Source organism: Noviherbaspirillum sp. (genome assembly GCF_036563305.1).
Taxonomy (GTDB): domain Bacteria; phylum Pseudomonadota; class Gammaproteobacteria; order Burkholderiales; family Burkholderiaceae_D; genus Noviherbaspirillum.
In genome coordinates, this window is the sequence record NZ_DATCMQ010000014.1 from 146,495 (window position 1) to 169,534 (window position 23,040).

Sequence of the window (23,040 nt, forward strand, 5' to 3'; positions counted from 1 at the left end):
GTTGCTCCCGTGCCTTCTACTTGCCCGCCTTGCGTACCACCTGCATCACGCTGGTCACCCTGGCGCGCGCCTTGTCGAGAAGCGCGGCGAACCTCGGGCTGCGCCTCGACGCCGCCGCTGCGGCGAGACCGGCGCCGGCCAGCAGGCACAGCAACAGCAGCAAGAGTGTGAAGCGAAGATAACCGGCCGATTCGGCAGCAATCATGAACGGGCCGACTCTCGACCATTCGATTTGCGGCGGCAGAATCTCGGCGGGCAACATGACGACGCTCACCTTGTTCCTCCCCTCTTCACCGCTGAGCCCGGGGATGCTCGACGCCACCAGATTGCGTATGCGCGGCACGGCCGCGTCTTCGTCCATCGGCGGCTGGTACTTGACGAAGACCGCGGCCGACGACGGCAGGATGGGCTCGCCGGGCGCGACGCGCTCCGGAAGAACGACGTGCACGCGCGCGGAAATGACGTGGTCGAATTTCTGCAAGGTGTAACCGAGTTCTTCGGACAGCCCATGGATGTACCGGATCCGTTCCTCAAGCGGGGAGGAAATCATGCCTTGCTTCTTGAAGACCTCGCCCAGCGTCGCTTGCGCGCGACGCGGCAGCCCGGCGGCGTGCATTGCGGCACTCGCTCGGGCCAGGTCGGTCGCGGCCACCAGCAACGTCACCGTCTCCTTGTCGCGTCGCTTCTCCACCTCGATGCCGCTGCGGCTTAGCACAAGCGCGATTTCGTTGGCATCCGCGTCGGTGAGGTTGACCTGGAGCGGCACCTCGCGGGAGCAGGCGCCGGCAAGGGTGACGGCAAGCAGCAAGGCTGCCAACCTGGTCAGCCACCCGCCTGGCACGCCTGGCACGCCTGAGCCTCGTTGTTGCTGCAAATCCTGCACGATCGATTCCTTGCCTTGAACGGCGTCGGGCGTATTACTGCATCTTCGTCAGCTGGTCGATTGCTCCCGCTGCTTTCGAGATGGTCTTGGACATGGCCTGCACCCTTACCTGGTAGTCATGCAGGGCGAGCATCGCGCGCATCAGGTGCATCGAGTCGCCGGTCCTCGTCGCCTGCTCCAGCAGCTTGGAAACGTACTTCTGGTCTTTCTGGAATTCCTCCGCGAGCCCGTGCGCCCTGTCGGCGACGACCTTTCCCAGGGAACGGTCATCCAGCCTCGCATTGCCCGGCAACTGCGAAATGTCGATGAGGTACCTGTCGTATGCGGCGCGGAACTGCGCCGCTTGCGGACCTCCGGCGAAGGCACCGCCTCTGGCGGATCCTGCGTCGTCGACAGGCGCCTCTGCGGCAAGGGATTCAACGCTCTCTACTTTCCTGTCACTCAAGGTACCCTCCGCAGCAGATGACTACGATATTGAGTACGTGGTGTACGCCTGTACGCAAGTTCCAATTCGGCACCGCGTTTGGCGATGACCGGCCGGATCGTCTGCGTCCTGCCGCTGAGCGCAATCGACCGGCCGCAGCTGTGGCGCCGGACGAGTGACGTTGAAGACGGAACCGTCTCTGCCTGGGCAATGCCGAGGATGTGGCCGGCGCTTCGCCGCCCTGCCCGGGCTGTCGATGCTGCGTGATGCAGCGAACACGGACACCTCAAAGTGTGCGAAAGGTGGGATAGGCATGGTGCGCTTCCCGCATGCCGGCGCAGATCGAGGCGGGGCGCATACTCAGGCCATCGTGCGCTGGCGCAGCAGCGGCGCCTGTGGCGATGCTCGCGGGACGCGCAGTCACGCCGCGAGCAGGCGTTCACACGCCCCGCTAGTAGCTTCCATTGTAGATGTCTTGGAGCATCGCGATCGGGTCCAGTTGTCCGCCCGTGAATGACTTGAGCAGGCCGAGGGGTCCGCCACCGACCACGCCCATCACTCCCTCGAGTCCCGCCATGAACACGCCCCCGGCGTCACGCGCATCTCCCATGGACACCAGCGTATCGCCTATCACCGGAACGAAGCTCAGCTTATCCCCGACCTCGCCCAGGAACCACTGGAAGTTGTCCTTGTTGCTGCCGTCCCATCGCACGTGCGTGTCGTTGGTCGGACGGAGGTAGTGACCCTGTTCCTCGAGCGATGCGTAGCCCCGCTCGGAGAAATCTTTGACGGCCGCGGCCTCGGTCCCCGCCCTGGCATCCCCATCCGCGGTGAGGCCCGCGATGTTGCCGTCGCCTGCCTCCTTGCCGCGGTGCTGCCCGTCCGCGCTCTTCATCGTGTCGATGTACTCGAGTACCTGGACCAGGTTGTATGCGGCATCTGCGGCACGCTCGGGATCCGGATCTTCCCAGTCCCCCGTCCATTTCTTGAGCCCCTCCCGGTTGATGTCCTTCTGGTGGCCGAGATCCCGCGCCACCTTGCTGCCGCCAATGATCTCGTCGGCGGATCGATTGTCGCCCGGTGGCCGCCCGGTAGGCTGCGGAACGGGCGGCTCTCCGCTCGGATCCGGTGTCCCGCCGCCGGTATCGGGGACGGCGCTGAAATTGAGATCGGGGGGCGCTCCCGAAGTAGGCAGCTGTCCGAGGTACTTGTCAATGGCCTCCATGAGGTACGCATAGAGTGCAGCCAGGTCCTCCAACTCCCCGGAGTACGGGTTTTTTTGCAAGACCATGTTGTTGCCGTCGAGGCCGAACACGTCACCGCCGGCGCCGGGATCGAGCAAGTCGCCGGCACTGCCGAACTGCGGCATGCCATCGGCGAGATCGAGCTGCGGGTCAAGGGTGGCGCCCGGCGCGGCGCCCCGTGGGTCGTCGAAACCTGGAGACGGCGGTAGGTACATGGGATCGTTGGTGGGCTGTATGTACATCATCTCTCCAATCTGCGGCCGCACATGCAGTTCATGATTCCGTGCTTCCCGCGACGGTAAAGCTGCAGTAGTCTGAAGCCGGCGTTGCGCTACCGCCGGACCTCGAACACCGGCCCGGCCGCACTATGCTCGTCAAAACGCCGCCGTGAAAAATGCACGTACATGCGATTGCGTTCCGCCCAGGCCAGCAGGCCCAGCGCCGGCTCGACCAGCGTGTGCCCGATCTCGGTGAGTTCGTAATCGACCCGCGGCGGCTTGGTCGCGTACACCGTCCGGGTGATCAACCCGTCGCGCTCCAGGCTGCGCAACGTAAGGGTCAGCATTCGCTGCGAAATGCCGTCGATCTCCCGCCGCAGTTCATTGAAACGCATCGAGCTGTTGCGCAGGCAGCGGACAACGTACAAGCTCCACTTGTCGCCAACCCTGCACAGGATTTCGCGGGCCGCCGTGTACTCGTCCCCGGGCGGCTGCTCGATGTTTAGGCTGATCGCACTCATTGCTTTTGGCTACTCTCTCGTATATGCATCGCACGTGGCGGAGCAAAGGGCCGGACGCGGGACCAATTACAGGCCTTCCAGGCCGCCGTTCCCTTGCGTTGTCCTGCAACGATGGATGCCGACGCCGATTCACACTCAGGCATCTAGGCATCCCATCAGTGGTGCGGTGCGATCATGGGGTTCCCTGATGCACAAAAATTGGCGCGTGTCGTCGTTCCATGGTGTGCGCGAGTTTGGCGGGTGGCATGTCAGGTGAAGGAACGCGCGGAGCCGGAGGATCGGTCGGCGCGCCAGCAAGGCGCGAACGACGGGTCAGGCAAGGCGGCAAACCGCGTCAAGGCACGGTAGCGCAAGAAGGTGATTGGCGTCCGATGCCGGTCGTGCTCCCCGTAGCTTCTCACCTTTGTGGTAGAGGGCCGGCTCAGGCAAGGCGGGAACCGGTGCCGGACTCCTGCTCCGCCTCAGGCCAGAACGTAAATCGGCCCGCATGGAAATCTTCCTGCAAGGTGCGCTCGTCCACATAGCGATATCGTTCGGTGCGGCGACAGACCAGGCCTGTGCTGGTGAGGTAGAGGTCGACGTAATCGGGCGGGAACCAGTCCCACATTCCGGTTTCGAAGATCACGCCGTAGGTCTCCTGCTTGCGGTCATCGAGAATCTGGAAAACGACACCGCGCATTCCCTCTTCCGCCATGCTTCCGACTTCGGTGCTAGCGGTGACGACGACACCGGTCGTCAGGTAGCCGCGATAGCGGTAGCCTGGCGTCGGGCGCCGCCTGGCCTCCCTGTCCCTGGACGGGGCAGTACGTGCCACGGCAGCGTCGAGCTGGCGCTCCCTTGCTTTCATGTCGCGTGCCAGCCGGTGCAGGTTCGGGAGGCCGAGCAGCGCGTCGTCATAACGCAGGTCGCGCATCGGGTCGCGGCTCACCTGACTTACCCATTCGGGCGTCACCCCCCAGCGTTCGGCGAGCATCTTGAATTTCCAGCCCTTGTACTTGGCAAGCGCCTTGAACTGGGTAGGTGTAAGTCGTTGCCGACTGTCCGGGTGTGGCATAAAAAGATCAAGTGGAGTTTATCTTTTCCAGGAATTAATGTTACTTCAGATTGAAGAAATCGTGTTTTTATTCAATGACTTGTCGGGGCCATGCATCTCGCTTTGCCTGTAACACACTCGGTGTGCGTTGGACACCCGGAATGCCAGGCTCAGACGGCTTCCTCCCCTCCCCCAGGCATCCCTGTACATCCTCACCTTTAACCACAGGAAGGCGGCTTGACCATCCTTCCCCGTAGAGCCTCACCTTTGGGCGACTCTTACCATTGCAGGACTTGCTACCTGCGCAAGCTCACCTTCACGCCTCCCTGCTCTGACTCACCTTTCGTCGCCGGGCCGCATCGTGCATCCGGATCGCACTCGCAGTCCGGGATGGACCAGGCGACGGATTCAACGGAGGTCGAGCCGGGTCGCGCCCAGTCTGAGGCCGCCGCGGAACCCATGGCTGGCGAGCGCGGGTATAGCGTGGCGCCCAGAGGAGACAAACCATTGTCCCGTTTTCTCCTGCATTCGAGGACAGGATTTCCTGTCGCTAGCTGCACCAGTCCTGCCAGTCCTTATTCCCGGTTCCTAAGTTATTGCCCGCAAAGGAATCTCAACTTGAGATCGCCGCCGCCAGGCATGGGACGCTTCACGTGTTTGATTGCAACGCGCGGAGATTCGATGGACGACGGCCGGATCAGACGGTAGCGACGAAAGTATCCTCACGCCGGCAACTGGCATTGTGCACAGGCGCCCTGAGTCGCGCGCGGGCAAAAAAAACGCCGCTGAAGAATTCAGCGGCGCGCACCCATCATAAATCCGGCACCCTGCCCGGAAAACTTCATTTCTCGCTAAGTCATTGAAAACTAAGGAATCTCAACTTGAGATTATTACGATTGTCTGGCGAGACGCTCAAGCACATCCCGGATTGCGGTTTCAGCAGCCAGCCGGTCTTCCTCGCTCTTGAAGTCCACTCGCAGCGTCTGACCGGCGCCCACCAGCTTGCAGAAGACCGTCTTACCCGATCGTATCGTCATGGGCTCGCCACGGCGCGGTCTTGCAGGGGCCTGCCCGCCACTGCGCGCGAACCTCACGCCCGCTTCCTGGGTGTACTTCCCCTCGACGATGCCGCGCACCGCTTCGACGACCGCGGCCTCCTTGCCTTCCCGCGCCAGCGCCGCAAGCGCCATCGCGGATGTCCCGCCCAGCTTTTCAGGCGCCGCCGCTACAAGGGCAATCGCGGCTTGCGGCAAGTCGCCGAACGACAGCCAGCGCGAGACGGATTTTTCATCGGCACCGGACGCGGCGGCGACTTCTTTCTGTGTCTTGCCAGTCAGTGTCAGCAAACGCGTAAAGCCCAGGTATTTTCCGAAGTCGGGCAGTTCGGAATGGAACAGGTTCGCGTAGACGGCGCTGGCCTCAGCCAGATACTCGTCTGCATCCAGCACCGTGGCCTTGATCCTGTCGCGCCCGAGTTCGCGGAAGATGGCGACGCGGTTATGGCCGGAGATGATTTCATAGCGGCCCTCGCCGTTCTTCCGCACCACGATCGGGTGGACCAGCTCATTGCTGCGAAGGTTGGCCTTGAGCTCTTCGTACTGCTGGCCGTTGAGCGTCCGTCGCCGGCCTTCGACCTCCACCAGTTCGTTCAACGGCAGTTCTTGCATGCCGGCGCCTTCCGACGCCCGCAGCTTCGCCTGCAACTCCTCGATCTCGCGTTCCTTCTCGGCGAGAAAAGGCAGGGACGACATCAACTGACCGGGAGCTGTCTTGGGAGCGCGCGGGGCCGTGGCTTCGCCTGGGGCGCGCGGGTTGTTGCCGATGCTGGCGGCCTTGGCGGCCAATCGATCCTTGATGCTCATTGCTTACTCCTTCTTTGCGGTCCAGAGGGCCACCAGCTGCTGGTCCACGATTTCGGCCAGGCGATCGTAGGCCTCCCGCGCCCGCTGGTAGGTCTTCAGGCTACCCTCATACTTGGAAATGTCGTAGACCGTGCCGAACTCGGCAGCGGCGCTCTGTGTCACGGTGGTGGTAGGTACCTCGATCGGCAGAACCAGGCTCTCGTAGGTCTTCTTGATCCACTCGCGCACCACATGCGTGGCTGCCTGGCTTTGATCAACCTTGGCAAGCAGCACGTGGATGAAATCGAAGGTCTTGTCCAGGCCGGGAGCCGCCTCCTGCATGCTGTTCGACAGGTCGGAAAACAGATTCCAGAATTGCGTCGAGGAAGCGTAGTCGAGCGCGCTCGGCGGGGTGGGAACGATCAGCCCGTCGGCCGCCATGAAAGCATTGATTGTCATGTAGGACAATGCAGGCGGCGTGTCGATAATGACGACGTCATAGGTATCGAGCAGCGGCTCGATACCCTTGTTCAGGACGTTCCAGAACTGGAACTTGCTGTCCTTCGACTGCTTGAACGGCAGGTAGAACTCGGCGCCGAAAAGCGCGGCGCTTGCCGGAATCAGGTCGATGCCGTCCCAGTAGGTCGACTGCACCGCGTATTCCAGGCTTTGCTGTTCGCCGTAGATCAGGGGCAGGGCGGTGTGTTCGTCCTCTACTTCGCTGTCGGCGAGAATGCCGGTGAGCGCGGTCAGCGACGCCTGCGGGTCGAGGTCCATGATCAGCACGCGGCGGCCAAACAAGGACAACCCTTGTGCCAGGGTCATGGCCGTCGTCGTCTTGCTGACACCGCCCTTGAAATTGCCGATCGCGATCTTTTTCCCCTTCACGCCGTCCGGGCGCTTCATGAAGGGCGCAACCCGGTCAATCCAGGTCCGTGCTTCGGCAAGCGTGAATTCGCGGCTGCTTCCCTTGCCGCGCAGCGTGCCTTCCGGCAGGTCGAGGTCATTCCTCGAAGAGAGGTAGTAGTTCGCTTTTTGGCGATCGATGCGGCACAATGCGGCCACCTGTGCCGTGGTATAGACCGGCGCATTCTTGCGCGGGTGCGGTGCGAGCATGCTCTCTCGCACGTCCACCAGCATGCCACTCGCCCGTTCGGCGATTTCACTGATTCTCGCCAGCGGCATGCGATTGACTTCGTGGAATTGTTCCGCCCCGATGGAGACCAGCGGTTGCGGTTGCGCTTGCTTGGTTTTGATAGTCACCGTCATCTTCCTGACCTTGGTTGTTCCCTGTTTTTACACCTACCGACAAATCCTACACTTTTTGCTAAACTAGACGGTAAGTGTCGAATTTCGACAGGTTAAAGACTTATCCGGGGGATGGCAAGTTAACCACGCAGGCAAATCGAAAAAATAGAGATGCGCGTCGGCAACGCGTCCATCCGAAGGATGACGCCAGGACCAATGCGTCACCCGGCTGCTGCCCGTCCAAAAGGTGAGGACGGGCAGGGAGTCGTCATGCCTTGCGTGAAAGGTGAGAATGTACGGGGAGCGGAAAACCGTCCCGCGTTCGAATCCACCCTACACGCCGCTCTGGATGTCGCTACAGCACGTCGACCCGATCATGGAAGAGGCATTGCGGCTGCTGACATTGTCCAGCGGTCCTGGCGAGGCCGTAACCCGGACAAAAGGTGAGACCCGACAGGGAGCGGGTCTGGATGTCGCTCGCCCGTGGCTTAAAGGTGAGGAAGTTCAGGGAGTGCGTCGACCAGCAGCAGCGAGAGGCGCGCTGGCAAGGCCAGGAATGGGGCCGCAAGCGTTGAAAACCCATGGTGGAAGACGTTCCACCCCTCGTCACGCATCAACGGCCGCGCGGAAGCCTTTATAAGGTGAGAAAAAACAGGGACCTTGTATCAGCATCGGCGAGGTGCAAACCCTCCGGCGCCAGGGACGCTGCATTTTTGGATGACAGTCGACGGTGGCTGAGTATCTGGCGGCCTGTTGGGCAGGGTTTCGGCGCTGGCCATTGCGCTTCGGTTGTGGTCGGCGAGGTATCTTGCAGACTGCCGCCGCTTGAGAGGTTAAAAAGTAAACACCTTAAACCCTTGTAAACCTTGAATTCCCGCAAACCCAGGCCTGGAGCGGCGGATATCGGTTTACGGTGAGCACGGACGGGGAGAAAGGTGAGCCTGAACAGGGATATCGGTGAGTGGATACGGGTTACTTCAGAAAACCAGGTGAAACACTACGGGGAGCCGGGTGAGTGGAAACAGGGAAGGGCACAGGAACAAAGGTGAGCCTCGACAGGGAACGCCGGCGACGGCTCACCGGTGATTGCCCCGGACTCACTTTTCGGGCACCATTGCAAAGGTGAGTACGAACGGAGCGCTCGCGCTCACCATTACGGCCATGGCGACCAGAACAACAAAGGGAAACACCGATCCTCCCGCAAAGGGCGACCTGAAGGAATTCCGCAAGACCAACGAGGCAATTGGTCTGCGTGTCTCCGAAGGGCGGTTGTCCCTTTTGTCGCGCAAGATCTTCAACGTGATGGTGTATCACGCGCAGCGGGTGCGGGTGAAGGGCGAGAACGCACCGATCGACACCGAAGCGGCCAAGAAGTATTTCTGGATTCCGCTCGCGGATGTGGCGCGCGACGCCGCGTACGACTCGAAGGACACCGAACTCCTCAAGGAACACGTGCAGGAATTGCAGAACATCCGGATCTTTTCGGAGGACGCGATCCAGTGGACCAGCGAGCGCCTGGTTTCCTCGGTCAAGCTGGTCAACCCAAAAGGACTGAACAAGAAGGGCGGCATGCTCTGGTTCGGCTTCGCGTTCCCCCCGGAGGTCGAAAGCATGGTGATGAGCCCCGGCTCCTATACCAAGCTCTCCGTCTACTATCAGGCATTGCTGCGCAGCGGCGCCAGCCTGGCCCTGTATGAAATCTGCCGGCGCTACGCGACCAATCCGTCGAAGGTCACCAACCGGGCCGACTGGGAATGGTGGTACGGCGCCATCACCGGCAACCCGGTGCGCGAAGAGCTTCCCGAGTACAAGTACTTCAAGCGCGACGTCATCAAGACCGCGATCGCCGAGATCAACCTCGTCACCGATATCAACATCGAGCTCATCGAGCACAAGGTCGGAAGGAGGGTGGCCCAGCTGCAGTTCGCCGTCACGCAGGCGCCGCAGTCGGCGCTGATGTTCCCGGCACCGCCGCTGATCGACGGCGACATGGTGCAACGCATGATGACGCTCGGCCTGACGCAGGAAGATGCATGCGACCTGCTCGCCACCAACGAAGAGGCGAAGCTGCGCGCCACCCTCGACCTGGTCGAGACTCGCCTGCGCAATCCCAAGGCGGCAAGGATCGAATCGCCGGCGGGCTACTTCAAGACGGCGCTGAGGGACGGCTATGCGGCGCCGGCGGAGATCGCGAAGAAGACCTTGTCGCGCCTCGAAAAGAAACCCGATGTGCAGGCGTCGATTTCCGCCATCCGGGAACGCTACTTCGTCGAGCGCGCCAAGGACGCCTACGCCCTGTTCAACGAAATGACGGAAGAGGAGCAGAGCGACTGGCTGGGCAGGTTCAAGGCCAGCGACGCGGCCAAAGGCATCAGCCTGGCAAAGGGACTGGCGACCAATACCGCGAGGACGGCGTTCAGCATGTGGCTCGCCGCGGAGCAGTGGCACGAACCGACAGACAGCGACCTGCTCGCGTTCGCCGCCGTACAGGCAAAGTAGGGATCGGGCATACTGGCCTGATGCCGGGCCCCCGCCTCGGCCCCACGTCCTCCAATACGCATGAATCCGCCCGCCTCGAACCGCCCTTACTACACGGGCATGCTGTGCGTCGCCGTCACGTCCCTCGGATGGGGACTGAACTGGCCCGCAATGAAATACCTGATCCAGGAATGTCCTCCGCTGTTCGCCCGGGGCGCCGCGGGGCTGGCCGCCGCCCTCGGCTTCTATGTGCTTGCCAGACTGACGCACGAGCGGCGCACCGCGCATGACACGCCGGCGCGGACGGTCATGCTCGGTGCCTTCTTCAATGTCTTCGCCTGGATGGGCTTCGCAACGCTGTCGCTGCGCTGGCTGACGGCCGGGCAGGGCGCATTGATCGTCTACACGATGCCGATCTGGACCGCGCTCTGGGCATGGGCACTGCGGGGCGCACGTCCGACGCTGCAGGCACTGGCGGGACTGGGACTGAGTATTCTCGGGCTCGCGGTGCTGTTCGGCGGCGGCGACACGGGAGGCCCACCGCTCGTCGGGGTTGTCGCCGCCCTCGCCGCCGCCGTCCTGTTCGGCCTGAGCTCGGTGATCCTGAAACCGCCCCGCGACATACCGCCTTTTACCCTCCTTGCCTGGCAGCTTGCGGCGGGCAGCCTGCCGATGCTGCTGATCGACCTCTGGATCGCGCGGCCCTCGCTCGCCGCCATCTCGCCGTTGGGCTGGTCGCTGCTTGCCTACATGGCGGTTTTCCCGATGGGCGTCTGCTATCTCGCCTGGTTCGGGGCGTTGCGCAGGCTGCCCGCGACGACCGCGTCGGCCGGCACCATGCTCACGCCGCTCATCGGCGCCTACGCCGGTGCGGTTTCCCTCGGCGAGCCGTTTGGCGCGCGCGAGCTCGTCGCGGTCGTCCTCACCATCGGGGGCGTGCTGCTGGTGATGGGCAGGCGGAGCGGTGCAATAGCCAGCTGATGGCCGCGTAGCGGAGCGGCGCGTATGTCCGACGCTGAACCGCCCGCATCTCTCTCGCCGTAAGTAGCTCGGGAAACTGCAATTCAAATGGAACGTTTTGGGGAGCCTCGACCACGCATAGACGCTGCAAAAAATGCTGAAGCTGAAGCAGCATTCCCCTCAACCGTACATTGGAGGTTGCAATGGCAAGCGTGACACCATCAACTGGAACAGGCAACGTTCCGCAGGGCCCGTCGGGCCCCTCGGGACCATCGGGCAATAACGGGACCGGCGCCACCGACCCGGCAAAGTTCAAGCAGGAACTCGGTAACAAGACCGACAAGCAACTGGTCGAGATGCTGTCCGATCCGAAACTGTCCGCCGAGCAGAAGGACATGGTCAAGGATGAGCTGATGACCCGGATCGAGAACCGCAAGACCGAAACGGAAGAGGGTCAGGGCGAGAAGGGCGGCGAGGAAGGCGGCAAGGGCGAGAAAGCCGGCAAGGGCGAGAAGGCCGGCGACGCGCAGGCGGAACTCGACGATCTGCTGGCAAAGCTGTTGAGCGGCGAGCCGCTGACCGAGGAGGAGAAGAAGAAGCTGGAGGAGCTCCTGAAGGCGATGGGCATGTCCGACGAACAGATCAAGTCGCTGATGTCGCAGGGCGGAAATGGGTCGCAGGGCGGCGAGCAGAACACCGCGGAAGAGCCGACGGGCGCCATTCAATAGCAGTGCCTGAGCCAGGAAGATGCGGCCCGGTCGACGACGACCGGGCCGCTTTCATTTCATCGCAAGGTTCCGCCGGGTCGCGCCCGCCGCCATTGCTGCTGTACCACCAGCGACGCGCTGCGCGCGTGCCGCCGGCAGAATCCTCCGCCACCCGAGCAAGGTCGCCTTCACGCACCGATTCAACCGCAGCGGAGCGCACGCGGGGCATCTGCGATGCAACAAGCAGCCGGTTGGTGTTCGCCTATGTCCAAGTGGAACCAGCCAGTTGAAGGTGCCACTTACTATACAAAGTAGGCCAACTCTACAAGCAAGCGATCTTTCCGGAGGTGTTGCATGAACGAACAACGTACTCGATGTTCGATGTTAGGCATGGCTGCACTCGCGGCGGCAATGGCTTCGCCGGCTGCGTTCGGCACCGATCCGCATACCGGCGCAAAGGCGACGGTGACAGCCGCGACGCAGGCTCGCGGTAATGTCGGCATCGGCGCGAACGGCAGCGCCGTGTCCGGCGCCCGTAACACCGAAGCCGCAAGCGCCGTCCTGCACGCGCATCGCTCGCATGCCCCCGACTACAGCGCGGTGGGGGCCGGCGTCCGCGCCGACCTGCATACGGGCAGCCGCGGGCATGCGTTCAACATGAGCAGCGGCAGCGCCGCCGGTACGGCGATGACCGCCGGCGCGGCAGAGGCAAAGGGAAGAGGCGTCATTGGCATCGAAGGCGTGAGCACCGGCTTCAACGGCGGACATGCATCGATCCATACGGACAATGTGGTTGAGGCAGGGAGAAACCAGGGGAGCTACGTCGACGGCAAAGCCGCGGCCGGCTTCGACGCGGCCGTGCTGTACAGGAATGCCGGGGGAATCCACCTGTCTGGCACTAGCGGCGGCTACGCCGCCGGGACCAATGCAAGCGGCGCGCTGCCGCACATGAACGCAGCGGGGATTGCCGAGCTTGGCAGCAGTGTCCGGTTCTTCTCCAGTACCCAATCGAAGGGCACGGCCCATGCGGGACACGCGCCCTGATCCGAAAAAGAGAACAGTGAGGTCAACCATGCAAAAGAAAGCCATTCCTGTCCTGGCAATGCTCGCGTGCGCCTGCGCTGCGCATGCCACTGACGGGCCGCTGCGCTCCAGCACATCGCTCTCCCGTCCGGCGCACGTCCCGGTGTCCGCCCATGCCACGTCCGGTTCCACCTCAAGCGCGACGTCGACCAGCAGGGGAGGGCGTGGTGTGGGCGTGGGCAGCCAGGGACAGTCGCTCACCGTGGACAGCCATGCGGTCTACCAGGCGCAGCCGCGCAACCCGGTGTCGACCGCGGTTGCGCCGATGATCGTCAGCAGTAACGACACCTGCATGGGATCGACCTCGATCGGTGCCTCGGCCGTCTCATTTGGTTTCAGCGCCGGCACCACCTGGACCGACGCCAATTGCGTCATGCTCAAGAACTCACGCGAGATGTGGAACATGGGCTTCAAGGGCGCTGCGCTGGCGCGGCTATGCATGGACGGCTTGAACCGGGAAGCGCTGGAAGCAACCGGCATCCAGTGCCCGCCTCGGCAGCAGGAGGCGGCCGGCGCGCCAGTCACCCAGGCCAGCGGCGTCAACGACGACATCTATCGATACTGAGCGCGGGCGGATGACATGAACATCAGATATCTCGTGGTATGTCTCGCCGGCCTGCACTCGGCCGCCGGTGCCGCCGACTGGGGGCGGCAGAAGGAGTACGCGCTGAGCGACGCCGAACCCGTCTTCGAGATCGAGCGCGTTCCGTTTGGATCCGGCACGCCGTCGGAGGGATACACCAGCGGCACGGAGACGGCGCGTATCGTGCGCGACGGCCTCTATCATGTGCCCAATCACCTTCCGGGATATCCCACGGCCGCCACGCTATGGCCGCGCGAGGTGCCGGTCGCATGCGGTGGCGGAGACGGGCCGGGCAGCCTGAGCTGCGAGGGCTATCGGATACATCCGACGATCGGCCGCGGCGAGTACCTGTTCGTGCGGCCGTACGTCAGACAGGCGCCCCCGCCGAAACCGGTAGAGGCGGCGCCGCCGCCGGAGCCGCCGGTCACCCGCAAGAAGCCGCTGGGATGACATGATTTCGGTGAGTCTCGCCGCGGCGTCGATCTGCTTCGCCGGCGCCTGCTATCCCGCACTCGTAGGCAGCAATACCCCGGCGGGAATGTTTACGGTCAGCCGCCAGTCCGTTGCGGATCCTGGCTACGGTGGCGACGTCCTCGTGTTTCAGGAAAGCGCCATACACTTATGGGCGATACACCGGGTGTACACGCTCAATCCCAACGAGGACCGGGTAGGCCGGCTCCGCTCAAGCCGGCCGGGGGCTCGGCGCAACGTGACGCTGGGTTGCATCAACGTCATGCCTGAAGTCTACGACCGCCTGGTCGCATGCTGCAGCAAGGATGTGCTGGTGGTGTTCTGATCGGAACGAGACGATGCATGCGTCTCGCAGCAGGCCTCCAATGGCGCGGAGAGGCGTGCCGTCGAAGTAGCCGCGTCGATATCATCGAGGAGAGCCATGCCGACGATCCCAACCGGAAGTCACGCCAATATGGCGATTGCCCAGCCCGCCAACGACTTCGATCCAGCTCGCGGCGATCCGCCCGCTGCACGCCCGGAGGCGGTGCGGCACGCCGATTTGCATGGCTATCGTGCCGTCAACGCGTTCGGCACCGAGCGCTGGCTTGCACGCGGTGGCGCCAGTCCCGGTCGGGCTATTTCAATCATTCCGGCATCCCCTCACCAGCGTCGACATCGTGCCATTGTCGAAACCGACATGGCGCCCTACCGGGCACTCGAGCAGCGATACGGGCGACTGTTCCGTTCCCCTGCGATCGTCTCCCTGGCCGAAGATGCACCTGTAGCTTTCGGCCCTGTCCGGCATGTCGGGATGGAGGAGATGGAGTTGGTCAATGCAACGCGGGAGCAGGTTGTGCTGGGCACGTCCGGTCTGGGGCCTTGTATTGCCATCTGTGCACGCGGGACGACCAGGGATGGGGAAATAATCCTGGGCCTCAACCATTACTCGGGGATCGAGACGGAAGTCGAAGCCATGTCCGGCATGGATGAGCAGATGCGTGACGAGGGCGCCACCAATACAAGCTTCTACCTTGTTGGCGGCATGATCATGCCACAGGAGTCGACAGCAGGCACTTGGGCGATCGAGGAACGCTTTCTCGCACTTTCCGATCAATTCAACATACAAGGCGTCCGCCTGCATACCTCGGTCGGAGAACAGAACATGGAAACCGGAGAGGACAACGCCGTGGATGTGGTGCTCACCCCGCAGGCAGTGTTCTTCCGGCAAAGCGCGATGTACGTTTACCCGGATACCTGATAGTGAACGGGCATTCGGCATCCAACGCACGAGCCACCCATCACTGCGGCGCCCGCACGCGGCGCGGCGCCCGCACGCGGCGGCCGTGCGATGGCAAGGAGGCCCAGGCTCGCGCCGGCATGCACGGAAATGGCGAAGCGGCCAGCGCTCGCCCAATTCGGCCAATGTCACGGTGGAGGCCACGTACGAATGGCCGCCAATAAGGGTGCGGCAAGCGACATCAGGCGTAGCCGAACTCGGCCCGTACAATCGAACGCACGCGCGACACGCGAGACCTGACGGTACCGATCGGGACGTTCAGCATCTCGGCGGCTTCTTCGTAGGTGGAGGCGCCGTCGAGCACGGCTTCGAAGGTCGTGCGGATCTTCGGATGCTGGCGGCTCAGCAGCTCGTCCACCTTCTGGGCCATCTGCCGGCGCTCGATGAGCAGGGCCGGATCGGCGCGCATGTCGATGGCGTCGGGGATGAGTTCCTCGTCGAGCGAGTCGCAGATATTGTTGCAGTTGCGGCGGATATGGTTGTGCACGAGATTGAGCGCAATGCCGAACAGCCAGGTCGACGGCTTTGAAAGGCCGGAGAAGCGATGGGCACAGCGGATGGCTTCGATGAAGGTGTTCTGCACAATGTCTTCCGCATCCTCGGGAGTGCGTATGTACCGCTGAACGAAGCGCGTGAGGTGCACGCGGAAGTCACGATACAACTGCTCGACATCGATCAGGGGATGGGGAACACCGACACAAGCCTGCTCTTCCTGGACATCCTCGGATGTCGATACCTCGTTGATGAAATCCATGTTGGACCCCTCGATAGATTGCGATTCGGTCGGAACGCCGGCTACCTGTCTGTCACTTGATGACGTCGGCTACCGTGTCTGCACAATAGCAATGAGAGTTGGGCACTAAAACGCATTCATGAAGATTGATGAGACTTTGAGAATTTTTGAGAAAGCGTGGTGGCTGGCGAGATGCGAGAGACCCGAACAGGCGGAACAGGTCGAACGCGCATCCGGCACGGGGGCAGGATAAAAATGGAACTGGCGGTTCGCGCCGGCCACTGATCGGACATCAGCACTAGATGCGCTCGTCATGGAAATCCGCTCTGTACAACCGGCGCCGTCGATTACCCGCGATACCCGGGTACCACCGATTTCACCGATACCACCGATCGCGCCGCTCGATACCCGCGAGGCGCTTCTCGCTGGCGCCGGAGGCGAACAGGTATTCCGCACCCAGGACCTGACGCTTACTCCACTGCCGAAATTCAATTTCACCGCCAACGTCATCGCTATACCGCCGACCCGGACGACCAGCTTGGCGACGCGGCGGAACGCATCGAGGAGCGAACGGACGAGCGGCGAATCCGTGGGCGAGGCATCGTACGACGGCAGTGCGGCGGGCCGCGGCGCCGCGGACGAGGAGAAGCTACGCCGGAACCCTGTGCAGCTCGCGCTCGGTTGGCTGGCGCAGGGCGACAGCGAGGGCGATCTGCGAGCGCTCGACCAGCAGCTGCAGGAGGAGGACTACGACCCGCTGCAGCGATTCAACATCTATCTTGCGGCGGCCCAGGCGCAGGAGCTTGCCGAGCTTGAGCGCCAGGAGCGGCGCCGGATGAAGGCCAGCCTGAGACAGCTGATGAAGAAGGTGATCGACAAGGCGCAGCTGCGCAGGCTCCTGCACGACAAGGAGGAGCTGGAGGCCGCCATCGCCGCCGTCGCCGGCGCGGCGGCCGTCTCGCAGGAGGCGCTGGCAGCGGAGATCGCCCGCAGCGGACGTGTACGCAAGCGCTCGGACAACGTCGATGTCCCGTTGCGCGCACGTTCCCTGCTGCAGGCAATGTTGCGCCTGGTCGGCTCGGCCGGCTGCCTGCGTGCACTGCCCGCCCTGCGCAGCGCAGTGCTGGACGGCACGCCGCTGTCCACCACGGTCGAGCCGTAGGCCTGTGATGGAGGCCGGCAGCATGGCGCAGCGCACGGAAGACTGCATATGCCGGGCATGAAGCCGCGTCGTTTGCCGGGGCGCGACTTTCCCGCCTACTGGCTTGCGGCGAGTGATGCGGCAGCATTTGCCATGGTGCAGTCGGTGCTCGCGGTCGCCGTCGCGTTGCGCACCAGGCTGGCGGATCAGGTCAGGATCGTGGCGCGACTGCCCGCCGCCGACATCGCCTTGCTCTTTCTTACGGCGGCGGAGAGCGGCTGGGGGAAGGCAAAGGCGGAAAGCATCGTCAGCCAGATCGTGGACCTGAGGGAGCTCGACAGCGAGCGGACGGGCAAGGCGTGCATGATCATCGGCGAGGCGCTTGCCCAGGTGCCGCTGTCGCAATGGGCGCCGGAACGCCATGGCAACAGGGCCGACCTGCTCGACGCACTGCGCGCACGGGCGCGGCAGGCGCACGAGACGATGATGCCAAAGCAAAGCGAGGCAAGGAAGGCCGAGGCCGAGTGGCTGGCCGCGGTCGAGGGACGGCGCCGCGCCGAAGGACGCCAGGCATGAACTTGGACAGGCAACATGGGGAGGAGCGGGATGGCGGACGTACTTGGCGGCCTGGTCGCCGCTGCGGTCAGGGAGAACCAGGCCGGCGTGCTGCTGCGTGAAGACGGCATGCACGTCCTCGCCTATCCGCATGATGGTTTTATTGTGCTGGGCGTCGGCATGGACGCGGAAGCCGCGTGCCGATTGCCCTACCGCGCCCTGCTGCAGAGAAGGCGGCAGGACCTGCAGCGTTACGGCCGCTGGATTCCCTGCATTTTCAATGATGGCAAGTTCTTCCTGGTCGCCCGCTTTCCGCGCGTGGAGCTGGAGACGGGACCGGTGGAGATGCACCTGCTGTCCGCCGCCGAGGAATTGATGTCATGAAAGCTGCGGGACCCGTTTCCGGCGGGGGCAGGGGTAGCCCGTCCGACTTCGTCGAGCTGGGCGAGATCCAGAGCCTGCCCGACGCGCCCGTCCGGACCAAGCTGCGCACCGCGCTCGAGGATGAAGAGGCAGCGGCCTCCCTGCTGCCGCTCGTGCTGCCGTCACGTACGACCTCGGTACTCGATCAGGTGCTCGGCCCGCGGCTTACCTTCGACAATCCGGTCTGGAGGGAGAGCGCGGTGGCACGCCTGCGCGCGCTCCAGAAACGCCTGGTGGAATTCGCGCTCGACAGGCAGGCGCGTAGTGACTGCATGAAGGCCATCGTCCTGGTTGAGGAAGCCGTGCGTCTCCGCTTGCGCTGGCTGCAGATGCAGCGCAGTGCCGAGGAGGCAGCGACGCCCGCAGCACCTGCAAGGAAGACACCGCATGAGGAAGAAGCAAAAGCGCAATGAGGCCGACCCGGACCTGGTCACTGCCATCGGGCTGGTGTGGGGACATGTCAACACGAGGCGCTTCGAGGATGCCCACGTCCTTGCGGGCGTGTGCAGGGGCATCTGGCCGGACGATCCGGCACTGATGCTTCTGCAGTCCTATGCGGCCGCGGAAGTGCTCGAGCCGGTGGACGCGGGCGCACTGGACCGGGCCGCGCAGGCGGATGCGGGGCTTGGCGAGTGGGCCCGGCTCGTCCTGGTCCGCTGCGCCGGTCCGGGCACGGCGGAGGGATAGGCCGTGCCGACCGAGATCCTCCCTGGGCGTGCGCGCGCAGGACATGCCAGCGCAGGATGGTCATGAATACACACACCGTCGTACTGCGTCTCAATGCCTTCGCCGCCAAGGCGGCGAAAAGGGCCGAGCTGATCGCGGCGTCCTTCGTCATCGGCATCGTGTTCATGCTCGTGCTGCCGCTGCCTGCGCTGCTGCTCGATTTCCTCATCGCACTCAGCCTTGGCGTATCCGGTCTCGTGGTGGTGGTCTCGATGTACATGACCGGGCCGCTCGCATTCTCGACGTTTCCCGCGGTGCTGCTGCTCACGACGCTCTTCAGGCTGGCGATATCCGTCGCCAGCACGCGCCTCATCCTGCTCGAGGCCCATGCGGGAGAGATCGTCGAGGTGTTCGGCAACTTCGTCGTCGGCGGCAATCTGGTCGTCGGCCTGGTCGTGTTTCTCATCCTGACCGTGGTGCAGTTCATCGTGATCACCAAGGGATCCGAGCGGGTTTCGGAAGTTGCGGCCCGCTTCTCGCTGGACGCCATGCCGGGCAAGCAGATGTCGATCGACAGCGATCTCCGGGCCGGCAACCTGACGGCGGAAGAAGCCAAAGCAAAGCGCGCGGCACTGTCCCGGGAGAGCCAGTTGCACGGGGCGATGGACGGCGCAATGAAGTTCGTCAAGGGCGACGCCATCGCGGGCATCTGCATCGTCGTGATCAACCTGATCGGCGGCGCGTCGATCGGCGTCCTGCAGCGCGGCATGGAACTGGGCGAGTCCGTGCGCGTGTACTCGATACTGTCCATCGGCGATGCATTGATCGCCCAGATCCCGGCCCTGCTGATCTCGCTGGCCGCCGGCATCATCACCACCCGGGTTGCCGGCGACATCAAGGGCGACGGCGAGCCGGACCGGAACGTCGGCCAGGACATCGCGGAACAGATGTTCGGCGAACCGAGGGCGTTGCTGACTTCTTCCGCGATCATGCTGCTGTTCGCCGTCATCCCGGGAATGCCGGGGGGCGTCTTCTTCGTGCTTGCGCTGTTGCTCGCGTCGGGAGGCATGGTGGGCATCCTGAGGCCCGCGGCGGATGCCGCGTTGAAGAAGAAAGCGGAGGACGCCGAGAAGAAGAACGCCGCCATCGTCGACCTGACGAACTTCGCCGCGACCAAGCCGTTCATCCTGCGTCTGCCGGAAAACATGCGGGGGTCGGCGCGTGCGCAGGCCATCTACAATGCGTTGCGCCTGATGCGCAACTCCATGCTGGAGCATCGCGGCATCCCCGACCTCAAGCCGATCGATATCGAGTACAGCAGGGCAGTGCCTGCCAATCGTGCGCAATTCCTGATGTCGGAGGTCCCGCTTGTCGACGAGGAGATCCGGACCGGCTGGGGCGCCACCATAGAGACGCTCGAACGGTTGCAGGAGCTCGGGTTCGAGGCCGTCGAAGCCGACCTCGCAGGCACCAGGCGGCGACGCGTCTGGGTGCGTCTTGCCGACGAAGCACGGCTGAAGAATGCCGGCGTCTACTACCAGCCGTGGGAAAAGGTCTTCTGCGCCGATGTGGAAGTCGAGATGCTGCGCAACTGCCAGATGTTCGTCGGGGTCAACGAGGTCATCCGGTTCACCCGCTGGGCGGAACGGCGCTACCCGGAGCTGGGGAAGGAGGTGAACAAGACCGTGACGCTGCCCCGCCTGACCGAGGTGATCCAGAGGCTGACCCGGGAAGGAATATCCCTGCGCAACGCACGGCTGCTGCTGGAGACGGTTCTCGATTGGGCGCCCAAGGAGCGTGATGCGGACATCATCGCCGACTACGTCCGGCTGGCGTTCAAGCGCCAGCTCTGCTACGAGGCCGCGCGGGACGGGTTGATCGAAGTCATTCTGCTGTCGCCGGAGCTGGAGGAGCGGTTGCGGGAATCGTTGAGACAGACCAGCCAGGGCAGCTACCTCGACATCGATTCCGATACCGAGCAGGCGATCCTCGACCGCCTCAACGAGCTGACCAGCAACTTTGCGACACCCATCTCGCCGCCGGTGCTGGTCACTGCCGCCGACATACGCAGGGCGGTGCGCAAGCTGATCGAGGAGGAGTTCTTCTCGGTGCCCGTGTTTGCGTTTTCCGAGCTGACGCAGCACCTGAAGGTGCAGCCGGTGGGCATGATCGAGATGTAGGAAGGACGGATGACGGAACCGCGCTGGCGACGGCGCCACCAATGAGGCAAGCAGGCAGGACGGTCGTCCTGGACGCAATCGGGAACAGCATATGCATGACGCAACATCATCTACAGTCACCAGCAACGCGACAACTTTGTACAATCCGCTGCACGACGGCGGCGATGGCGGTGCGACCGGCACCGCGTCGACGAGCAGCAGTTCGAGCAGCGGAACAAGCAGCACGGGCGGCAGCAGGCCGGGCCCCTTGAGCGGCGAGGACGCGCGCGCGCAACGCCACGACGCCGCGCAGTACAGGCCGGATGCGCTGTCCGATAGCGCGCATCGCTGGAGTGACCGGGCGGACCGCGCCGAGGTGCGGATGCGGACGAACGGACCGGAGGAACACCGGCATTGCGCAACGACCCTGCGCCAGATGTGGTCTGCCGCGAAGCCGCTCAAGAACGCGGTTCAGAGCGTCCTGCCGGGGGTGAAGGACGCATGGCGGGAAGCGACGACCGGCAACAGCCGGCGCCAGGGCATACGGCATCTCGCCCACACCCTCAAGCGCGCCGCGGCCGACGTCGCGCCTGCGCTTGGCCATACCCTCAAGGAGTTCGACGGCATTGCGGCAAGAACTGGCGCCGGACAGGCCGCCTACGACTGGCAGAAGATCAAGTACCAGATACAGCACGACTTCGGGAAATTCCTGCAGCAGATGGCGAGGTGAGCTGCCCGCGCGGCGAAATTTCTACCCGCTTCGCGGGCAATGGAGGGCAGATGCAGGGATCGCAGCGGGACACGTCGGGCCAGGACGCGTCGCAGGACGCGGAGATTCTTGCCCTGGTCGCTCGCCTCGAGCGGGAACCGGGGGCGGCGGCCGTCCTCGCGCGCGCGCGAAAGCACGGACAGGAAATCGTACGGGCGATGGTCGAGGAAACGGTACGCGCACTGTCGGCCCTCGAGCCCCGTCCGGCGCCGTCCCGGGGGGCCGCCGCCATCGCGGTGCTTGCCGGAGAGGCGCGCACGCGGGCAAGGGCGGCGCAGGAGCGCAAGGAACTTGCCGTCGAGCTGGTGTACGGCGCAATCGTCAACGCCGACAATCCGGACTGGGATCCATTCGACCCGGCGACCAGCCGGACGGCCGATGCCAGCGGTGTGCTCCGGCTGCTCAATACGGACGCGGGGACCCCGACGAAGCGCTAGCCGGCGGCGCCTGCGCACCCGCGGCAGCCGCCCGGGCTGTCAGCCGCTCGACGCTCCGGTCGCGACCCTTTCCTCCACGATCTTCCAGCCGTCGTCCAGCTTCTGCAGCACCAGGGTCTTGCGGTCGGTGGCGTCCAGCCTTCCAGACACGTACTTCTGGCGGAAGCGTACGACCGCGTATCCCTTCGATACCGTGACGCGGGGCGTCAGGATCTCCACGCTGATGCCTGCCTTGCCCTCGATCAGCGCCCGACGCCTGCTTTCCCATGCGGTGCGCGGTTCGCCCTGGGGCGTGCGGAAGTTCGGCGCGTAATGGGCGAGATAGGCCGACACATCCTTTGCGCTCCATGCCTTTGCCCAGTCCCGTACGGCCGCGAGCGCCGCCTCCTCGTCGCCCGGCGGCGCGGCGCCCGGAGCGGCCACGGGGCGCGTAACGGGGTGCGCACTTGCGCCACCGGTACCGATGTTGCGCAAAGCGGCCAGTCGCTGCCGGATCGCCGCGTTGCCCGGGTCGAGCAGAAGCGCCTTGTCGTAAGCCTGCCCCGCCAGCTTCAGGTACACGTCCGCCAGGTTCTCGTAGCCCATCTGGTACGCCGGATTGAGCTGGACCGCGCGTTCAAGGGCGGCGCGCGCCTGGTCGAATCTGCCTTCCGACGCGTGGATGACAGCGAGGTTGTTATACGGCTCGGGAAGGGTGGGATGGTCGGCGGTCAACGCCGAAAATACGGCGATTGCCTCGGCCTTGCGGTTGAGGCCATTGAGGGCCACGCCCTTCAGGAACCGCAGTTCCGGATCGCGCGGACTGGCCTTGAGCGACTTGTCCAGCAATGCCAGCGCGGCGTCGTACTCGCGGGCCTGGACGAGCGTGCCGGCGTCCGCCGCTCCGGCGGGGGCGGCGAGCGCCGCGGCAAACAGGGCGGCAGCCGGAACAATCAGGGACGCCACTCGGCGTAGCAGTACTGCCTTCATCGATATTCTCCAGGTCGCCTCGATCCGTTTTACGCGGACATCCGGCGTAAGCTTCGATCCCGGCTGGACGGCCAACCCGGATGCGCTGATGCACGACGGAAATGTTACCAAGTATACGTGGTGCGTCAACGTGCAAATGTTCCGCATTCCGAACCGAGGGGCGACAACCGGCGCGCGAGATTGAATGGAACCCGCGGGTCGCCAACATGCACTCA

The 23,040-nt window shown here is 64.0% G+C and carries 26 protein-coding genes; 17 read left to right on the plus strand and 9 right to left on the minus strand.

What is annotated here, in order from left to right; translation table 11 throughout:
- Positions 1–16: 16 nt before the first annotated feature.
- The 7 genes from sctJ to VIM12_RS13490 all read right to left on the minus strand — a co-directional run bounded on the left by sctJ (position 17) and on the right by VIM12_RS13490 (position 7,427).
- Positions 17–883, minus strand: a complete 867-nt coding sequence (gene sctJ / locus VIM12_RS13460) for a type III secretion system inner membrane ring lipoprotein SctJ (RefSeq protein WP_331942166.1) — start codon at positions 881–883, stop codon at positions 17–19.
- A gap of 34 nt (positions 884–917) precedes the next feature.
- Positions 918–1,328, minus strand: coding sequence for an EscI/YscI/HrpB family type III secretion system inner rod protein (locus VIM12_RS13465; protein ID WP_331942167.1), 411 nt, complete (start codon positions 1,326–1,328; stop codon positions 918–920).
- A 430-nt stretch (positions 1,329–1,758) separates the two neighbouring features.
- Positions 1,759–2,796, minus strand: coding sequence for a hypothetical protein (locus VIM12_RS13470; protein WP_331942168.1), 1,038 nt, complete (start codon positions 2,794–2,796; stop codon positions 1,759–1,761).
- Between the two features lie 86 nt (positions 2,797–2,882).
- Entirely contained in the window at positions 2,883–3,290 is a 408-nt protein-coding gene (locus tag VIM12_RS13475; protein ID WP_331942169.1) for a helix-turn-helix domain-containing protein, read from the minus strand.
- A gap of 421 nt (positions 3,291–3,711) precedes the next feature.
- Positions 3,712–4,344, minus strand: a complete 633-nt coding sequence (locus tag VIM12_RS13480) for a hypothetical protein (RefSeq protein WP_331942170.1) — start codon at positions 4,342–4,344, stop codon at positions 3,712–3,714.
- An 869-nt stretch (positions 4,345–5,213) separates the two neighbouring features.
- Positions 5,214–6,185: a ParB/RepB/Spo0J family partition protein gene (locus VIM12_RS13485; RefSeq protein ID WP_331942171.1), complete on the minus strand. Its 972-nt coding sequence runs from the start codon at positions 6,183–6,185 to the stop codon at positions 5,214–5,216.
- Positions 6,186–6,188: 3 nt separating this feature from the next.
- The gene (locus VIM12_RS13490) at positions 6,189–7,427 is read right to left on the minus strand and encodes a ParA family protein (RefSeq protein ID WP_414691789.1); all 1,239 of its coding nucleotides are present in this window, start codon (positions 7,425–7,427) and stop codon (positions 6,189–6,191) included.
- 428 nt (positions 7,428–7,855) lie between these two features.
- Here VIM12_RS13490 and VIM12_RS13495 point away from each other — a divergent pair, with 428 nt between their 5' ends.
- The 9 genes from VIM12_RS13495 (at position 7,856) to xopAK (ending at position 14,934) form a co-directional block, all read left to right on the plus strand.
- The gene (locus tag VIM12_RS13495) at positions 7,856–7,987 is read left to right on the plus strand and encodes a hypothetical protein (RefSeq protein WP_331942173.1); all 132 of its coding nucleotides are present in this window, start codon (positions 7,856–7,858) and stop codon (positions 7,985–7,987) included.
- Between the two features lie 586 nt (positions 7,988–8,573).
- Complete coding sequence (locus VIM12_RS13500; protein ID WP_331942174.1) at positions 8,574–9,911, plus strand: RepB family plasmid replication initiator protein; 1,338 nt, start codon at positions 8,574–8,576, stop codon at positions 9,909–9,911.
- 60 nt (positions 9,912–9,971) lie between these two features.
- Positions 9,972–10,871, plus strand: a complete 900-nt coding sequence (locus VIM12_RS13505) for a DMT family transporter (RefSeq protein WP_331942175.1) — start codon at positions 9,972–9,974, stop codon at positions 10,869–10,871.
- A gap of 182 nt (positions 10,872–11,053) precedes the next feature.
- On the plus strand, positions 11,054–11,578 hold the full coding sequence (locus VIM12_RS13510; protein ID WP_331942176.1) for a hypothetical protein: 525 nt from the start codon (positions 11,054–11,056) through the stop codon (positions 11,576–11,578).
- Between the two features lie 369 nt (positions 11,579–11,947).
- Positions 11,948–12,601 (plus strand): hypothetical protein, encoded by a 654-nt coding sequence (locus VIM12_RS13515; RefSeq protein WP_331942177.1) that lies wholly within the window; start codon positions 11,948–11,950, stop codon positions 12,599–12,601.
- Positions 12,602–12,629: 28 nt separating this feature from the next.
- The gene (locus VIM12_RS13520; protein ID WP_331942178.1) at positions 12,630–13,205 is read left to right on the plus strand and encodes a hypothetical protein; all 576 of its coding nucleotides are present in this window, start codon (positions 12,630–12,632) and stop codon (positions 13,203–13,205) included.
- A 15-nt stretch (positions 13,206–13,220) separates the two neighbouring features.
- Complete coding sequence (locus VIM12_RS13525) at positions 13,221–13,673, plus strand: hypothetical protein (protein WP_331942179.1); 453 nt, start codon at positions 13,221–13,223, stop codon at positions 13,671–13,673.
- A gap of 1 nt (position 13,674) precedes the next feature.
- Positions 13,675–14,019, plus strand: a complete 345-nt coding sequence (locus tag VIM12_RS13530) for a hypothetical protein (RefSeq protein WP_331942180.1) — start codon at positions 13,675–13,677, stop codon at positions 14,017–14,019.
- Between the two features lie 96 nt (positions 14,020–14,115).
- Positions 14,116–14,934 (plus strand): XopAK family type III secretion system effector, encoded by an 819-nt coding sequence (xopAK, locus tag VIM12_RS13535; protein ID WP_331942181.1) that lies wholly within the window; start codon positions 14,116–14,118, stop codon positions 14,932–14,934.
- 220 nt (positions 14,935–15,154) lie between these two features.
- Here the strand turns inward: xopAK and VIM12_RS13540 are convergent, their stop codons facing one another.
- A complete protein-coding gene (locus tag VIM12_RS13540; protein WP_331942182.1) occupies positions 15,155–15,727 on the minus strand; it encodes an RNA polymerase sigma factor in 573 nt (190 codons plus the stop codon).
- 292 nt (positions 15,728–16,019) lie between these two features.
- Between VIM12_RS13540 and VIM12_RS13545 the strand changes: the two genes are divergently transcribed.
- The 8 genes from VIM12_RS13545 (at position 16,020) to VIM12_RS13580 (ending at position 21,856) form a co-directional block, all read left to right on the plus strand.
- On the plus strand, positions 16,020–16,868 hold the full coding sequence (locus tag VIM12_RS13545; protein WP_331942183.1) for a hypothetical protein: 849 nt from the start codon (positions 16,020–16,022) through the stop codon (positions 16,866–16,868).
- A 57-nt stretch (positions 16,869–16,925) separates the two neighbouring features.
- On the plus strand, positions 16,926–17,423 hold the full coding sequence (locus VIM12_RS13550; RefSeq protein WP_331942184.1) for a hypothetical protein: 498 nt from the start codon (positions 16,926–16,928) through the stop codon (positions 17,421–17,423).
- Positions 17,424–17,453: 30 nt separating this feature from the next.
- Positions 17,454–17,786 (plus strand): hypothetical protein, encoded by a 333-nt coding sequence (locus VIM12_RS13555; RefSeq protein ID WP_331942185.1) that lies wholly within the window; start codon positions 17,454–17,456, stop codon positions 17,784–17,786.
- Positions 17,783–18,238, plus strand: a complete 456-nt coding sequence (locus tag VIM12_RS13560; RefSeq protein WP_331942186.1) for a hypothetical protein — start codon at positions 17,783–17,785, stop codon at positions 18,236–18,238. The genes VIM12_RS13555 and VIM12_RS13560 overlap by 4 nt, the downstream gene beginning before the upstream one ends.
- Complete coding sequence (locus VIM12_RS13565) at positions 18,213–18,512, plus strand: hypothetical protein (RefSeq protein ID WP_331942187.1); 300 nt, start codon at positions 18,213–18,215, stop codon at positions 18,510–18,512. The genes VIM12_RS13560 and VIM12_RS13565 overlap by 26 nt, the downstream gene beginning before the upstream one ends.
- Positions 18,513–18,574: 62 nt before the next feature.
- Complete coding sequence (sctV, locus tag VIM12_RS13570) at positions 18,575–20,671, plus strand: type III secretion system export apparatus subunit SctV (RefSeq protein WP_331942188.1); 2,097 nt, start codon at positions 18,575–18,577, stop codon at positions 20,669–20,671.
- Between the two features lie 91 nt (positions 20,672–20,762).
- Complete coding sequence (locus VIM12_RS13575; RefSeq protein WP_331942189.1) at positions 20,763–21,380, plus strand: hypothetical protein; 618 nt, start codon at positions 20,763–20,765, stop codon at positions 21,378–21,380.
- Between the two features lie 50 nt (positions 21,381–21,430).
- Positions 21,431–21,856 carry a hypothetical protein gene (locus tag VIM12_RS13580; RefSeq protein ID WP_331942190.1) on the plus strand — a complete coding sequence of 142 codons (426 nt, stop codon included), beginning with the start codon at positions 21,431–21,433 and terminating at the stop codon, positions 21,854–21,856.
- A gap of 39 nt (positions 21,857–21,895) precedes the next feature.
- Here the strand turns inward: VIM12_RS13580 and VIM12_RS13585 are convergent, their stop codons facing one another.
- Positions 21,896–22,825 carry a L,D-transpeptidase Cds6 family protein gene (locus VIM12_RS13585; protein ID WP_331942191.1) on the minus strand — a complete coding sequence of 310 codons (930 nt, stop codon included), beginning with the start codon at positions 22,823–22,825 and terminating at the stop codon, positions 21,896–21,898.
- Between the last annotated feature and the right edge of the window lie 215 nt (positions 22,826–23,040).

Bases quoted from the DNA above. Each gene is read 5' to 3' on its own strand.
- VIM12_RS13470 (WP_331942168.1), bottom strand. From the start codon at position 2,796: ATGATGTACATACAGCCCACCAACGATCCCATGTACCTACCGCCGTCT.
- VIM12_RS13475 (WP_331942169.1), bottom strand. From the start codon at position 3,290: ATGAGTGCGATCAGCCTAAACATCGAGCAGCCGCCCGGGGACGAGTAC.
- VIM12_RS13480 (WP_331942170.1), bottom strand. From the start codon at position 4,344: ATGCCACACCCGGACAGTCGGCAACGACTTACACCTACCCAGTTCAAG.
- VIM12_RS13485 (WP_331942171.1), bottom strand. From the start codon at position 6,185: ATGAGCATCAAGGATCGATTGGCCGCCAAGGCCGCCAGCATCGGCAAC.
- VIM12_RS13500 (WP_331942174.1), top strand. From the start codon at position 8,574: ATGGCGACCAGAACAACAAAGGGAAACACCGATCCTCCCGCAAAGGGC.
- VIM12_RS13505 (WP_331942175.1), top strand. From the start codon at position 9,972: ATGAATCCGCCCGCCTCGAACCGCCCTTACTACACGGGCATGCTGTGC.
- VIM12_RS13510 (WP_331942176.1), top strand. From the start codon at position 11,054: ATGGCAAGCGTGACACCATCAACTGGAACAGGCAACGTTCCGCAGGGC.
- VIM12_RS13515 (WP_331942177.1), top strand. From the start codon at position 11,948: ATGGCTGCACTCGCGGCGGCAATGGCTTCGCCGGCTGCGTTCGGCACC.
- VIM12_RS13520 (WP_331942178.1), top strand. From the start codon at position 12,630: ATGCAAAAGAAAGCCATTCCTGTCCTGGCAATGCTCGCGTGCGCCTGC.
- VIM12_RS13525 (WP_331942179.1), top strand. From the start codon at position 13,221: ATGAACATCAGATATCTCGTGGTATGTCTCGCCGGCCTGCACTCGGCC.
- VIM12_RS13530 (WP_331942180.1), top strand. From the start codon at position 13,675: ATGATTTCGGTGAGTCTCGCCGCGGCGTCGATCTGCTTCGCCGGCGCC.
- xopAK (WP_331942181.1), top strand. From the start codon at position 14,116: ATGCCGACGATCCCAACCGGAAGTCACGCCAATATGGCGATTGCCCAG.
- VIM12_RS13540 (WP_331942182.1), bottom strand. From the start codon at position 15,727: ATGGATTTCATCAACGAGGTATCGACATCCGAGGATGTCCAGGAAGAG.
- VIM12_RS13545 (WP_331942183.1), top strand. From the start codon at position 16,020: ATGGAAATCCGCTCTGTACAACCGGCGCCGTCGATTACCCGCGATACC.
- VIM12_RS13550 (WP_331942184.1), top strand. From the start codon at position 16,926: ATGAAGCCGCGTCGTTTGCCGGGGCGCGACTTTCCCGCCTACTGGCTT.
- VIM12_RS13555 (WP_331942185.1), top strand. From the start codon at position 17,454: ATGGCGGACGTACTTGGCGGCCTGGTCGCCGCTGCGGTCAGGGAGAAC.
- VIM12_RS13560 (WP_331942186.1), top strand. From the start codon at position 17,783: ATGAAAGCTGCGGGACCCGTTTCCGGCGGGGGCAGGGGTAGCCCGTCC.
- VIM12_RS13565 (WP_331942187.1), top strand. From the start codon at position 18,213: ATGAGGAAGAAGCAAAAGCGCAATGAGGCCGACCCGGACCTGGTCACT.
- sctV (WP_331942188.1), top strand. From the start codon at position 18,575: ATGAATACACACACCGTCGTACTGCGTCTCAATGCCTTCGCCGCCAAG.
- VIM12_RS13575 (WP_331942189.1), top strand. From the start codon at position 20,763: ATGCATGACGCAACATCATCTACAGTCACCAGCAACGCGACAACTTTG.
- VIM12_RS13580 (WP_331942190.1), top strand. From the start codon at position 21,431: ATGCAGGGATCGCAGCGGGACACGTCGGGCCAGGACGCGTCGCAGGAC.
- VIM12_RS13585 (WP_331942191.1), bottom strand. From the start codon at position 22,825: ATGAAGGCAGTACTGCTACGCCGAGTGGCGTCCCTGATTGTTCCGGCT.